This window comes from Spirosoma sp. KCTC 42546, from assembly GCF_006965485.1.
In the GTDB taxonomy this organism is placed as follows: domain Bacteria; phylum Bacteroidota; class Bacteroidia; order Cytophagales; family Spirosomataceae; genus Spirosoma.
Window position 1 is genome coordinate 4,222,819 of the sequence record NZ_CP041360.1, and the last position, 15,068, is coordinate 4,237,886.

Sequence of the window (15,068 nt, forward strand, 5' to 3'; positions counted from 1 at the left end):
CCATAGCCAATGGATTTCCCGTCAAAAAATGATGAAAATTACTTTTACAATCCTCTTCCAATTCCTCGTTTTCCTCTCTTACGCTCAACAGAATCTGGTTCCCTACGTACAACCGCTGATTGGCACCGAAAAAATGGGACATACCTTTCCTGGCGCTACGGTGCCGTTTGGGTCGGTTCAGTTAAGCCCAGATTCGGACACGTTATCGTACGAATTTAATGGCAAATACAATGGCGATGTTTATCGATACTGTGCGGGTTATAAATACGAAGACAAAACGATTGTCGGGTTTAGTCATACCCATTTCAGCGGTACGGGGCACTCGGACCTTGGTGACTTTCTGATTATGCCCACGCAGGGGGCTTTACAACTCAATCCGGGCGTGGCGTCGAATCCCAAGGGTGGCTATCGGTCGGCGTTTTCGCACGCGAATGAGGTGGCCGAAGCGGGGTATTATAAAGTCAAACTTGACGATGATGCCATTACCGCCGAGCTGACTGCTTCCAGTCGGGTTGGTTTTCATCAGTACACATTTCCAAAGTCGGATCAGTCGCACATTATTCTGGATTTGACGCACGGTATTTACAATTACGAGGATAAAGTGGTCTGGACGTACGTGCGGGTGGTCAACGACACACTGATAACGGGTTATCGGCAAACCAACGGCTGGGCACGCACCCGAACGGTGTATTTTGCCCTATCGTTTTCGAAACCCTTTAAATCATACGGACAGCAAAACCTGGATAAACCGCAGGTGTATAAGGGCTTCTGGCGGAAGTTCGATCAGACCAAAAACTTCCCGGAACTAGCGGGCAAGAAGATTCGGATGTATTTCGACTTCGATACGAACGAGGGCGAGAAAGTTAAACTAAAAATGGCCTTATCGCCGGTTAGTCAGGAAAATGCGCTGGCCAACATGCAAACCGAAATCCCGCACTGGAACTTCGAGCAGACAAAAGCACGAGCCCAGGCCGACTGGAATAAGGAGTTGAACAAAATCCAGATCGACGCATCGGAAACCGACAAAGTAAACTTCTATACATCGCTCTATCACTCGTTTATCAACCCAACCACCTATATGGATGCGAATGGGCAATATAAAGGGTTGGATCAGGGTGTGCATCAGGCGGGTGGGTTTACGAATTATACGACGTTTTCACTGTGGGATACCTATCGGGCGCTGCATCCATTCTTGAATCTTACACAACCCGCTCGCTCTAACGATATGGTGCAGTCTATGATGGCCCATTACGACCAAAGCGCACTCAAAATGCTGCCCATCTGGTCGCATTACGCCAATGACAACTGGTGTATGAGTGGGTATCACAGCGTATCGGTGCTGGCCGATGCTATTATCAAGGGTGTCTATAAAGGCGATGCCCAGAAAGCGCTGGATGCCTGCATAGCCACCTCCAACCACCGTGATTACGAAGGCATTGGGGAGTACATAGACAAAGGGTTTATTCCTGAGAATACAAATAGAACCTCCGTCTCGAACACGCTTGAGTATGCGTATGACGATTGGTGCATTGCCCAGTTGGCGAAGAAACTGAATCGGCCCGATGTGTATGCCACCTATCTCAAACGCTCCGAAAACTGGAAGAACGTCTACGATACGTCCATTGGGTTTATGCGTCCCCGCCTGGCCGATGGCTCGTTCAAAAAAGAGTTTGATGTATTGAAAACGGATGGGCAAGGCTTTATTGAGGGCAATTCCTGGAACTTCAGTTTTTTTGTACCACAAAATCCAGCAGCCCTGATGCAAGTAATGGGTGGGCCCAAAAAGTTTGCCACCCGGCTCGACTCGCTCTTTTCGATGCATTTGCCGGATGAGTTTTTTGCCGAAACGGAAGATATTACCCGCGAAGGAATCATTGGTGGGTACATTCACGGCAACGAACCAGCGCACCACATTGCCTACCTGTACAACTGGGCGGGGCAGTCCTGGAAAACGCAGGAACGCGTCCGGATGATCCTCAACATGCAATACAAATCCACTCCCGACGGCTTGGGCGGCAATGATGATTGTGGCCAGATGAGCGCCTGGTACATGTTCTCTTCGATGGGTTTTTACCCGGTAGCACCCGGTTCCGAAGAATACTCGCTGGGAAGTCCTTCGGTCAAAAACGCCCGCTTGAACCTGGAAAATGGCCAGACGTTTACCATCGAAGCCATCAATCAGGGCGATAAAAATGTGTATGTGCAGAAGGTGCTGTTGAATGGCAGGGAATTGACGCGGCCCATAATTACGCATTCGGATATTTTGAAAGGCGGGAAACTAACGTTTTACATGAGCGCGAAACCAACGAAAAAATAGATGGTCATTGATGGTCATTAGGTTGTCATTAATAGTCATTCATTGTGGATAATCTATCAATGACAACGAATGACCATCAATGACAACCTAATGACCATCAATGACAATGAATGATAACTTACAAACCAGGAACCTGTTTGATGATCCCTTTCGGTCGATAGCGGATTCGCTTACCGAACACCAGTCGAAGATAACTCGTGTTCGTGTTGATCAAACCATTCGAAAAGGTCCGGTTCATCAGCGTGGTTGATCCATATAATCCGCCATAAAAGATACTCGAACTATAACCAATCGTTGCCGATGCAATTCCCTCCCAGCCCGGCTGTATGTGCGTTTCGGAACCCGATGTTTCGCCACTGCTTTGTTGTAGCATAATCGTTAGTCCCGGCCGTACGGTGAAACTGACAAAATAGTGTTTGCGATAAACAAACGTCTGGCTGTACCCCAGATCGATGCCCACGGCCACCGATTTAAGATTTAGCAGATTCGACTCGGGCCGAAAATCAGCCTGCAACGCAGTGGGTACCAGGGACGAATCGGCCCGTATGAGCTGATAGGTTATCGAAGCCCCAACATTCCAGGAACTTGCGCCTTTGCGTTGTTCTTCCCGCTGAAGCAATGTGGCTGGTGTCGAGAGCTGGAGCGGATTGAACTGGTACAGCAACCGGCTCGACACCGTCTGGCTCCGAAGATCATTGCGATACGGATACGCCGAATTATGGTCAAACCAATTCGCCTGAAGGATGTCGGGATTGCTCAAATAAAAACCGCGATAAAACTGGTATTGCGTTGATAACCAGAACCGGCGGTTGTTTAAATTGATAGTCACTCCAAACGGTTTGGTCTTTCCCCGGAGGTCGTTATTGTAGCCAAAGAATGGCAGTTTAACCGTTATTTCCGTTCCGAACCATTTGTAGTTGACCCCCAGACCCAGCGACCAGGCCAGATTGGGCCTGTAAACCAACGTATTCGGCGAACCAACCACCCGCAGGGTATAATCCTGACGGTCGCTGACGGCATATAAATGTAACTGTCGATAATAAGTCGTTATGTAGGCTTTGTCGACCCGTGGTATCTTGGTTTTCAGCAACGTATCCAGCGGAATACCCAACAAACTAAGGCCCTGTCCAAAACTGCCAATGTGGCTACCCATCAGCAGGATAAGCAGTAACCATCGCCCCAAAATAACCTTACCCATGCGTAAACAGGACATCTAATCTCCTCTATAGAACGCAGATTCTTATGATTATTAAGATTAGTTATGATTTTTCCGGATAAATGGCCAAATGAATATTCCGTTATTCAGGGATTAAATCATAAATAAATCATAAGGATCATAAAGATCTGCGTTCTATTGAACAGGTGAAGGCAGAGAATGTTTCTACAACACCACAACCGCTTTACCAATGACTTTACGTTCCATCATATCGGTAAGCGCTTGTGGCGCTTCGGCCAACGTATAGTGTTTAGATATATGCGGTGAAATTTTACCTTCCATGGCCCAACCCGCAATTTCCTGCATGTTTTTCATGCTCAGGGCCGCTTCTTTTTGAGTGAACATGCCCCAGAAAACGCCCACCAGCGAACTACCTTTTAACAACGCGAGATTCAGCGGAATCTTCGGAATTTCGCCCCCCGCAAACCCGACAACCAGATACCGACCTTTCCAGGCCAGCGACCGGATGGCTGGCTCCGCCCATTTGTCGCCCACCGGATCATAAATAACATCGACGCCTTTCCCCTGCGTGATGTCTTTGATCCGTTCGCGCAGGTCTTCGGTGGTGTAATTGATCATGTAGGACGCTCCTTTCTCATTGCAGACCGCTAGTTTTTCATCGGACGATGCGGCTGCGATGACCGTGGCCCCCATCAGATCACCTAATTCTACGGCCGCTAAACCGACACCGCCAGCCGCTCCCAACACCAGCAATGTTTCGCCGGGTTGCAGTTGCGCGCGATCTTTCAGGGCATGATAGGAGGTGCCATACGCATACATGGTCGACGCACCTGTTACAAAATCCATCCCAGCGGGCAGGGGAATCGTGGTTCGGGCATCCGAAATACGTTCTTCGGCCAGTCCGCCATGCGAACCGAACGTAAATACGTGATCGCCCGGTTTGACGTGCTTTACACCCTCGCCCACCGATTTAACGATACCCGACGATTCACTCCCCGGCGAAAACGGCAGCGGGGGTTTAAACTGATACATATTCCGGATCGTGAGCGTATCCGGAAAATTCAGGCTACAGGCTTTCGTCTGGATCAACACCTCACCGGGGCCGGGCGTTGGTGCAGGAACATCTTCAAGCGTAAGCGTGTCGGGTAGCCCGTAGGCGCGGCAAAGGATGGCTTTCATGTAGTTTATAGATGGCGCGAACGTCTACGTTCGTGCTGATTATTCCCCGGCCTCTGGCCGGAAGTTAAGTAATAGCCAACCGGCCAGAGGCCGGGGAATAGTCGGCACGAACGTAGACGTTCGCGCCATCTCATCGCGCTATTAATGCGCATCAAAATTATCCTCAAACGCAATCGTTCCATCTGGCCGTTTAAAGCGAACGAAATCGACTGAACCGGTGCCTTCAAATTCGTAGCTGACACCCACAATATCCGTAAATGCATTGGGCGCGATGGCTTCATACGCTTTTTTACCAGCCACAAAGAGTAGCACCCGCTTGTTCCGAACCTCACAACGAACGTCTACCCACTTTGACAAATCAGCCCCGAAATTGGATAAATCTTTCGTCTTTGCTTCTGCTTGGTGGCCAGCCAGGTACAAATCCAGATTGCCAATACAGCCTTTTGCCGACAGTGGAATGGAGAAGTATTGGTTCTTACAGAGAACCATTATTCGAATATACTGGCAAGCCGAGGAGCCTTTTTCAAAGTCATTTCTCACCCGCGTCTCGAATATAAAATTTTTGGCATTAAGCCGGTCAAACTCCCGCACATACCGATAAAGTACCGTTGGAGGCTGAGGTTGTACTGGAATATTACGTTTCTTAATATCCTCAACCGACAACCCCAGGACTCCTTTTCGAGTTATGTCATCGGATTTGAAATAGATCGGAACAGGTGTCCACAAAACGGCCACGTGCCAGCCATCCGATGGAATCAGCAGGTTATGTTGCTTCACAATCTGCTTACCAATCACCAGCTTAGCCCGATAGTAGCCGGGCGAATAATAAATTGACGTGTATTCGTGGCCGTTTTTAGGTACCAGGTCGCGTCGACGGGGGTCCCAGGATTGCTGAATAAACACCGAATCGGTAGGCGAAGCGGTGGCATCGTACGAAAAGACGACCGAGTTGGGAAGGCCCTTTGCAACAGGTTGGCTACTGAATGAGAAATCAGTTGGGGAGAGTGGTTTAGGCGTAGCATTGCTCAGAAAAAACGCGAGAACGCCAACGACGCTGGCTAGCAATCCAAGTCCTACCCATAAGCGATTTCTACCAGCGATAAGACGCTCTTGAACTGGTTTTAAGGTAGTCGCTGGCAGCTCTCCAACAGGTTCAGGTACGGCTATAGAATCAGGTTCGCTCTGTTTTTTTGGTGAGAAATCCTGCTCCGTAACCGCTTTAAAATGCGACCAGTTTTCATAACCCGCAAACTGTACCAGCGCATTGAGCGTGGTGGCTGTGGGTGCCGATTCGTAACGCACCCGCCCCCACACCCGCTTAAGCGTTGTTACGCTCAACGAAATGCCCGTCTGTCCGGCAATCTGTTCACTAAGCCGTTCGAAATCCTGGGTAGACCACCCGTCGCTTCTGCCCCACCCCATTTTCTCCTCGATCAACCGACGGCAGCGGGCGAGTTCTCTGTCTTCCTGTTGAGTAATCATAAACCTAGCTGTCAGTCAGTTAGCTACTTGTCTAAACTTGAATAGAAGTTGAACAGGGTTGAATAGGCCTTGTACGCTGGGGTTCGCAAGTTTGTTTTCGTTCGCGATTGATCAACCAAATGTACTGAAACAAACGATGAAAAACCGGCCGACAGCCTTTGCATTTCTACTGCTTCTACTTGCCCATCTGGTCAATGCCCAGACCACTATTCCCTACGGCAACAATCCGCAGGCTGGCCACTACTACAACGTGGGTGATGCCAAAATCTACTATGAACTTTATGGAAAAGGCAAACCTATTGTGCTCCTGCACGGGGGGTTGTTCGGGTATATCGACGAGTACGAATTTCTGATTCCTAAACTGGCTCAAACCCATCAGGTTATTGCCATTGGCACCCGAGGGCATGGCAAATCGGAGATTGGCACCAAACCATTTACGTACCAGCAACTCGCCAATGATGCCTATGCCGTTATCAGAAGCGTAACGAAAGATAGCGTGCTGGTCATCGGCTTTAGTGATGGTGGCATCACCGGCTATAACCTTACCGCCACACACCCCGAACTGGTTCGAAAACTCGTGGCAATCGGTTCCCCCCGGCGACCAGCGGATCGGGTTTTGAGCAACGAAGAAGAAGGCAAAATGACCGCCGAACGGTTGGATAAACTAGCGCCCGATTTCGTAAAATCCAGAAAGGCGATCATGCCCGAACCGAATCGATGGAATGAATTGCTGGATAAACTCGACCCGCTCTGGAATCAGCCAACCTTCATTTCCGACGAAGCCCTGCACCAGGTCAACTGCCCCGTTCTGGTCATGGCCGGGGACAAAGATCCGTATTTCAAGACTGAAAAAGTCGTAGAAACAGCCCGTTTGTTTCAGCACGGCACCCTGGCTATTATTCCCGGTTGCGGCCATGTGGTACTCTATTGCAACTTCCATGCGGTTTGGGAAGCTATCGTTCCTTTTATCAAGTAAACCCTATTTTATTCATGAAAACCCTCCTATTGACCTCGCTTGTTGGGTTAATTGCCCTGAAGGCAACAGCCCAGAATCAACCCGAGAATTACGGCGATTTCTCAACCAAACAATGGACGTTCAGCAGCAAGTACACCAGGGCTACTTACTTAGGCAAGCCCGCACTCAAACTTATCCGCGAGAAAGAAACGGCTACGGGAGCCAGCATTGCTTACCTCAACGACTATTCCTTTTCGGATGGGAGCATTGAACTAGATATTGCGACCCCCTTTCCCAAATCGACGATCTCGTTTCTGGGTGTGCTTTTCCACTTTAACAAGGTCGGCAGTGAACCGCGTTACGAGTGCTTTTACTTCCGTCCGTTCATGTCGGGAAAATCGGGGGCGATGCAATACATGCCAATCAACAACGGCCTCGTCAACTGGCCCGACTACCAGGCCGCTGTTTATCAGGGGTCTCCGGTTTGTAAGACGCAGCAATGGTTCCACGTCAAAGTCGATGTAAAAGGGCCAATGGCAACCGTTTTCGTAGATGGCAAACAAGTGTACCAGATCAAAAATCTGGCCCGTGGCAGTTCAAAAGGATCGGTGGGACTTTGGCTGGGCAACACGCCCGAAGGCTATTTTGCCAATTTCAGGGTGACCCGAGCTTTACCAAAATAGATTCTAGTGCTCCTATTGATTCTGATTGATCCTATTGCTGCTAGTAGGATAATAACCAGACAAGGATTTACCAGAATCAAAATTGGACGAGTTCTAGTCCAGCGATGGCAGGGAGTACATCAATGAACTACTAAACGCCAACCCAACCAGCATCAATTAATATTTATCATGAAAGCCTTGTTATTTTTTTTGCTGATAGTTACTAATAGTCAACTAGTTGCTCAAACCATCGTCCCATTCGATTCGTCAGCCTGGACGTATGCCGGTAAGGTTACGAAAGAGACATTTCAGGGCAAAGACGGCATTTTGCTAACCAACGGGCGGATTACATTGAAAGACAATACCTTTAAAAATGGCATCATCGAATTTGACATGACTCTGTCACCGGATCGCGACTTTCCTGGATTTGGGTTTCGCCTTCAGGACAACGACAATTTTGAGCACATTTATCTGCGGCCCCATCGGGTAGGCAATCCTGATGCCATTCAATATATGCCCGTTTACAATGGGCAGGATTCCTGGCAGTTCTACTATGGCGATGGTTATTCGACAACCGTGAATTACCCCATGAATGAGTGGGTGCACATTAAACTGGTTGTTCGGGATACGCAAGCCGAAGTGTATATCGGCAATTCCATTGAACCCGCTCTGTTGATCCATCAGCTAAAACGCGAACCCAAACCTGGCCGAATCAGCCTGGAAAACGGGGCACCAATAACCACGCGTTTCGCTAATTTTCAGTATACCAAAACGGACAATCCACCCATGGCGGGTAAGTTCAAGCCCGAAGCAGCTCCTCAACCAGGTACGCTATTGACCTGGCAAGTTTCCAGCACCTTCGACGAAAAGCTACTGCAAACCGATTATACGATCCCACAGTCAGTAGCTAACCAATTAACATGGAGCAGCTTAACGGCCGAAAACTCGGGCCAACTCAATGTTTCCAAAATTCGCAAACGCAGTGACGACGCCAATACGGTCTTTACAAAATTGACGATCATGTCCGATAAACCGCAGATCAAGAAGCTAGATCTCGGCTTCAGCGACCGCGCCAAAGTCTATCTTAATGGCCGTTTGCTGTATTCCGGTCACGATGAATTTCTATCGCGGGATTATCGCTTTCTGGGCACCGTTGGCTATTACGATGCGATTTATCTTGATCTAAAAAAAGGCAAAAACGCACTCTGGATTGCAGTTTCTGAAAACTTTGGCGGGTGGGGAATCCAGAGCAGGATTGTTGATCAACGGGGTCTTATTGTCAAGTGACAACTTGTGAACAGTATAATTAATTCAATTTAAATATGCCACATTGCATATTTAGGATATTTAAATTGAAACATTATGCCTATAATCATATATATTTACACCAGGTAACTTTGTTTCCCTACTCTACTTATGGTGTAGATAAATTTTAAAGCGGATTGGCAATGCCAATCCGCTTTTTCAGTTAAGGCCCAACTTGGCTGATAAAGCTATTTACGTTCACGATTACTTGTGAACATCCACTGAATTGCTCGAACATGATTAGCCAATCCGGACGTATTGCTAATTGCTCAATTTCCATTAATAGGTAAAAGCACTAACTCTATTCTAGTAATCACTATCGGTAGCAAGTATACTACCCTATGGTATTGTCTATAATAAGACACCTCCTTTATTCCCCAATGGTTTGCCCTCTCACCCGTAGCGGTCGAATCAGCTCTTAATGTGTATTTTTTTTCAAAACACACAAAGCCAATCTACTGGCATTATAATTGTACACGTAAATAAAGAATGTGTTTATTTTAAAATAAACCAAATGTTAATCAAATGAAACAAATTTGTACGTTTATAGTCTTTATTGCCATTTTCGTGTGTATTAATGTAACACATGCACAAATAAAGGGGGCAGTTTTTCGAGACTTTGATCTTAATGGTGTTCGTTCAGATACATTACCCGTTGAAGTAGGAATGGCTGGAGTACCTGTATGGGCCTTTGTTGGCATGAATAAAACTCCTGTTCAGACGATCACTGATGCTAAAGGGAATTATTCATTTACGAGTACCGATGTGCCTGCTGGTCAGTCGGTGCGAATCGAATTTGACCAGTTCCCCCCTGGCTATTATAGTAGCCCTTACAGTTCCAGGAGTGGCACCAGCGTGCAATTTGTTAAAAGCCCCGCAGAACAGGTAAACTTGGGCATTAACTACCCTGCCGATTACTGCCAGCCAAGCGGAGTTCGGCTGGTAATACCTTGCTATGTCAATGGGAATACCCAGCTGACAACCGATGCAACTGGTAATCCGGTACCTGATGAAAAGCAGACTGCTGAGAGTGATGCCCTGGTCAGTATTGCTTACGAAGCTACTGGTCAGCCAGACAACTTTCCGCCCAATCATCTGGCAACGGCAGGCCAGGTAGGTGCTATCTGGGCAATTGCTTATCAACGACGAACCAAAAAAGTATTCAGTGCAGCTGTAATCAAGCGTCATATGAGTTTTGGGCCGCTAGGCTCTGGAGGTATCTATATGACTGATATGCCAAGCCAAACAACAACTAATTTTCTTGATGTCAAAACACTCGGAATTGATACCGGGGACGACCCCCACAGCGGATTGTTTGGCGATAAAACCCAGGCAAGTACCGATCCGGGTTCAATGACAGCTATGGGGCGGGTTAGTATTGGCGGTATGGATATATCGGAAGATGATAAGACCTTGTATTTCGTCAATCTGAACGATCGAAAAATTTACAGTTTGTTCATTGATACACCCGCGGTAGCACCCACCTCCTTAACCTCTGTCCATTCGTGGTCAATTCCTGATCCAGGTTGTTCCAATGGTGATTTTCGTCCCTGGGCACTTAAAGTCTATCATGGCAAGATTTATGTTGGGGTGGTTTGTTCAGCCGAAACCTCACAACAGCAAAGCGATTTAAAAGCAACCATATACCGCTTCGATCCAACAACTACTACGCCCGTATTTGACGAAGTTCTCTCCTTCCCACTCAATTTTAAGCGAGGCCCTGTTGATATAACAACGGATGATACTCATCCAGAAACTAGTTGCGCCAAGTATGACCACTGGTTACCCTGGAGCGATAGCTGGCCAACTCCTTGTGGGCAAGGCAATAACCCCACCTTTGTGATGTACCCCCAGCCCATTGTTTCAGACCTTGAATTTGACGATGATGGATCGATGCTGATCGGCTTCCTTGATCGTTTCGGCCATTTATCGGGTGTAGCTAATCATTCTCCACAGGGTAACGGAGCGTTCGATGGCTTTACTGGTGGCGATCTATTGCGTGCCGCCAACAATAATGGTGTTTTTGAGCTGGAGAAAAACGGGAAATCGGGTAATTTAACCGGTAGTGGTGTAGGAAATGGCGAAGGCCCGATTGATGCGACGAACACCGGGGGTGAGTTTTTTGGAAAGGATAACTGGTTTTTTATTAATCATTATGCTCATTCAGAAGTAACCAACGGCGCATTGTCCCTGATCCCAGGTTATAATGAGGTCGTTACATCGGCTTTTGACCCAGTTACTGATATCTACCAGTCAGGTGGGGTAAAAGTGTTTAACACAAAAAATGGGTCTTCAAATCGAAATTATGTCTTGTATACACTGACACCTGGTTCATTCGGAAAAGCGTCCGGTTTGGGAGATGTCAAAGCTTTATGTGACCCGGCTGGCATTGAAATTGGAAACCGGCTTTGGTTTGACGATAACCGCAACGGGATTCAGGACGCTTATGAAACTGGTATTGACGGTATTGTACTAACGCTTCATGATATGGAAGATGGAGGTGCAGTGGTTGCCACTCAGACTACCCATGATGGAGGGCAATATTATTTTAATAATACTACCGTTCCGAGTGGTTTGAAATATGGACATAAGTACGAGATTCGAATGGCGACAACCCAATTATCAACGCTGGATATTTCCCTGACTGGAACTAAACCGTTAACCCCATCCGGAGGCCGGAAAGCGGCTAATGCAGCCGGAGCCAGAAAGGGCGCAACTGATCGTCAACCTTACTATGCTCTTTCACCGAATAATCAGACAGGTTTTACCAATCCAGACCAGCGCGACTCAGATGCTCAGCTAGTTAACGGATACGCTGTAATTAGCCTAACGACCAAGGATGCTGGACAAAACGATTTCTCGAACGACCTGTCTATTTATTCCTGCCCATCCATAAGCAGTGAAAAAGATACTATTTCGCTTTGCCGAACAGTGGCGCCAGACTCAATCGCAGCATTTGGTACTCATTTCAGCCAGATCGATTCAGTTAGGTTTGTGCAGTTTAGTAGTCCTCAGTCAGGTACAGCCATGTACGGCAGTGGTGGGATTGTGTTAGGCACTGTAAAGCCTGATAGCACTACAAATCGGGCGGTACTCTATCATCCAGTACTTACAACTGGTGCGACTTCGTCTGGCGTTTCCTATCAATATATTTATGCAACTATCTATCCCATGCCAGAGAATCCCGATTGCCGTCAGTCGGCGGTAACAACCCTTAAAATTGCGCCAACTGATTGCTTTCCTATAAGCATTAAACAACTAAAGTAGATCAACTAAACTTCTTATTCATCAAAAGTTCCCCGAGCATAGCCATAGCTCTGGGGACTTTTTCAAGTAATACAATCGTCGTAACCCTACGTAAATTAGCCCCCTCTACATCTTCGTGTTTATAATTCTTGACTTCCCCGTTTAGTTGTTTTTGCCTAAACCCTATTTGTCAATCAATCGAGCTCGTATGGTAATCAACGCATCTTCGTACGAAGCACCAATCGGTATCGGTTGGCCCGCCACCGTTAGTTCCTGACGGGCCATTTTCTCAATTTTATCGAGCGCAATACAGAATGAACGGTGTATCCGAATAAACTGATCGGAGGGTAAGAGTTGCGTCAAATCGGCCATTGTCTGACGACTCAGTAATTTTCGGTTTTTGAGTACATAGATCAGGTAATTCCCTTCCGCTTCGATATACAGAATATCATCCAGCAATACTTTTTCCGTTTCGTAGCCCGTCTTGACAAAGAGATAGGCCTGTTCCTTATCCGAACGCAGCGTATGCATGTCGAGCGCTTTCGTACAGGCTTTCAGAAAACGGACTAACGAAAATGGTTTCAGCAAATAATCGACCGCATCCAGCTCAAATCCCTGTACGGCAAAATCCGAATAGGCAGTGGTAAAAACAACCATCGGAACTTTAGGCAGACATTTCACAACCTCCATACCAGAAATATCGGGCATTTTGATATCCAGAAAGAGTAAATCCACCCGATTGGTTTGCAGCCAGGCAATGGCCTCAAAGGCGTCGGTAAAACACGCTTTAAGGTCCAGAAACGCGACTTTTGCCGCATGAAGTTTTATTACTTCCAACGCCTGGGGTTCATCATCAATGGCAACAGCGGTAAGAGTCATGGCTGCAGAGAGTGGCGTTAATTTTTAGAATAAACTCAGGAATTATTTGTCGGCTTATTGCAATTGGCACTAGCCAAAGTAGCAGAAGAGGTAGGATAAAATATCTCATATAGAACGATTTTTTATATAAATCAGGGTATTCACCAATACACCAGCGTTAATGCGACAAAGTAATCCTGATCCGATTGCTGAATAGCCAGTTGATGTCGGTTGGGGTAAATCAGGTCCAAACGCTTGCGCACATTATCCAACCCTACACCTGATTGAGCTTCTTCAGGATCAGCCCCGGTTTTAGGATGCCGGGAGTTGTGTACTTTAAAATACAAATGCGTGTCATCTAAAGTTAGCGTGATGTAAATCCAGGATGGGTGCCGGAGGCTGATTCCATGCTTGAACGCATTCTCGACAAAGGGCGTCAGCATCATAGGAGCGAGATAAATAGCACGGTCAGGCTCCTGAATGTTTACCCGGATTTCAATCGGATGCGTCTCGTCAATACGCATGCGCTGAATCTGGATGTAGTTATAAAGATATTCGACTTCCTTGTCGAGCGGAATACGATCGCGGTTGTTTTCCTGCAACATAAACCGCATCATATCGCCCAGTTTCTGGATACCATCGGCTGTTTTTTCACTGTTTTCCCGTAGAGCAGTGGCATACAGACTATTCAACGCATTGAACAGAAAGTGGGGGTTGATCTGTGCCCGTAAGCTCGACAACTCTGCCGATTTGGCCGAAACCTGCGTTTGAAGTACGGTATTCTCTTTTTGTAGTCCCTGCCGAAGAAATGCAATAGAAACTGCCCCGATCAAAACGAGGAACATCAGAAGAAGTGGATCGCGGTTGTCGTAATGAAATCCCGTACTAGCTCCCCATATACCAAGAGTGGACACAATAATCAGTAACAAAAAGGTAGCAATTCGGCTTGCCAAGACCACTTCCGACGTTGGGGAACTTCTTAGAAAAGGCATGATCACAAGCATGTAGGTGGCAATGCGCCCAGCCCGTAGCACCTCGTATGTTGAAGAAGTCTTTAAAAGAGGCAAGATATAAGCATAAAAATACGCTTGCAGGAACAGAATCTGAATGGCCAGGCCGGAGAAGATCAATGTAGTTCGGGTATTCCTTTGCCATAAAAACATTAACACATCTCCTCTGAATGCCATCCCAAGCGCCAGTACACTCAAGCCGGCTAACAACAGGTAACTGACAATCTGGAAATGCGTTTCAGACTCTTGCCAAATCTTCCGTTTTAGATAGTAATAATACTGAAACCCGATCTCATACACCCCCAATACAATACCAAACCCAATAACATCGGCCAGTACAGTCCGCTTGCGGTAAAGCGAATACACTTTAAGGCCAATAATGCGATGTGCGTCATTATACTGATAACGAACCTGTAATTTGAGATAATGATACAGAAAGGTACCCGCAAGCAGTAGAAACACAGTAATTGCTCCATATACGGCGACTTTCTGGTCGTTAGTGCGGTCGTTTAGGAGCGGATAGGTCAGATAATGAAACACATACCAGCCTCCTAGTAGTAGACAGACGCCTATAATCAGAGGAACATTATTATTGAGGGTATGGTCGTAAGAAGCTAGATTTCGCCAGACAACAGACGAGGGCACCCGATTATGCAAGGTCATCTCTACCATGGCATCGATTCGGTCCACTTCTCTGATCAATCGCCTGATGATGTAAATAACCGCTGTGCTTAGTACGAATACCAGTTCATAGCGCCGAATAAGTTGTACGTCCCGCATTGGTCTACTTGATTTTTGACCAAAACTAGGCGGGACGAACAAGCTTGTGGGTAAAAAGGGTTGAACAAGCTGAAAAATGGGATGAAGGTCGGGGAGC

At 47.1% G+C, this 15,068-nt stretch carries 10 protein-coding genes; 5 read left to right on the forward strand and 5 right to left on the reverse strand.

Translation table 11 applies throughout. From position 1 onward, the window contains the following. Nucleotides 1-28 precede the first annotated feature (28 nt). Nucleotides 29-2,317, forward strand: coding sequence for a GH92 family glycosyl hydrolase (locus EXU85_RS17255; RefSeq protein ID WP_142773275.1), 2,289 nt, complete (start codon nt 29-31; stop codon nt 2,315-2,317). Between the two features lie 118 nt (nt 2,318-2,435). Here EXU85_RS17255 and EXU85_RS17260 read toward each other — a convergent pair whose 3' ends face one another. The 3 genes from EXU85_RS17260 to EXU85_RS17270 all read right to left on the reverse strand — a co-directional run bounded on the left by EXU85_RS17260 (nt 2,436) and on the right by EXU85_RS17270 (nt 6,155). Further along, a complete protein-coding gene (locus tag EXU85_RS17260; protein ID WP_246859594.1) occupies nt 2,436-3,530 on the reverse strand; it encodes a DUF4421 family protein in 1,095 nt (364 codons plus the stop codon). A gap of 168 nt (nt 3,531-3,698) precedes the next feature. Then, nucleotides 3,699-4,673, reverse strand: a complete 975-nt coding sequence (locus EXU85_RS17265; protein ID WP_142773276.1) for an NADPH:quinone oxidoreductase family protein — start codon at nt 4,671-4,673, stop codon at nt 3,699-3,701. Nucleotides 4,674-4,814: 141 nt separating this feature from the next. Beyond that, nucleotides 4,815-6,155 carry a hypothetical protein gene (locus EXU85_RS17270; protein ID WP_142773277.1) on the reverse strand — a complete coding sequence of 447 codons (1,341 nt, stop codon included), beginning with the start codon at nt 6,153-6,155 and terminating at the stop codon, nt 4,815-4,817. A 136-nt stretch (nt 6,156-6,291) separates the two neighbouring features. On the opposite strand from EXU85_RS17270, the gene EXU85_RS17275 reads away from it, so the two are divergent. From EXU85_RS17275 to EXU85_RS17290, 4 genes are all read left to right on the forward strand, one after another. Further along, nucleotides 6,292-7,131 carry an alpha/beta fold hydrolase gene (locus tag EXU85_RS17275; RefSeq protein WP_142773278.1) on the forward strand — a complete coding sequence of 280 codons (840 nt, stop codon included), beginning with the start codon at nt 6,292-6,294 and terminating at the stop codon, nt 7,129-7,131. A gap of 14 nt (nt 7,132-7,145) precedes the next feature. Further along, nucleotides 7,146-7,793 carry a family 16 glycoside hydrolase gene (locus EXU85_RS17280; protein WP_142773279.1) on the forward strand — a complete coding sequence of 216 codons (648 nt, stop codon included), beginning with the start codon at nt 7,146-7,148 and terminating at the stop codon, nt 7,791-7,793. Nucleotides 7,794-7,961: 168 nt separating this feature from the next. After that, nucleotides 7,962-9,059 carry a hypothetical protein gene (locus EXU85_RS17285; RefSeq protein WP_142773280.1) on the forward strand — a complete coding sequence of 366 codons (1,098 nt, stop codon included), beginning with the start codon at nt 7,962-7,964 and terminating at the stop codon, nt 9,057-9,059. Nucleotides 9,060-9,602: 543 nt separating this feature from the next. Then, complete coding sequence (locus EXU85_RS17290) at nt 9,603-12,344, forward strand: SdrD B-like domain-containing protein (protein ID WP_142773281.1); 2,742 nt, start codon at nt 9,603-9,605, stop codon at nt 12,342-12,344. A 162-nt stretch (nt 12,345-12,506) separates the two neighbouring features. Here the strand turns inward: EXU85_RS17290 and EXU85_RS17295 are convergent, their stop codons facing one another. Next, nucleotides 12,507-13,202: a LytTR family DNA-binding domain-containing protein gene (locus EXU85_RS17295; RefSeq protein ID WP_142773282.1), complete on the reverse strand. Its 696-nt coding sequence runs from the start codon at nt 13,200-13,202 to the stop codon at nt 12,507-12,509. 140 nt (nt 13,203-13,342) lie between these two features. Next, nucleotides 13,343-14,971 (reverse strand): sensor histidine kinase, encoded by a 1,629-nt coding sequence (locus tag EXU85_RS17300; RefSeq protein ID WP_142773283.1) that lies wholly within the window; start codon nt 14,969-14,971, stop codon nt 13,343-13,345. Between the last annotated feature and the right edge of the window lie 97 nt (nt 14,972-15,068).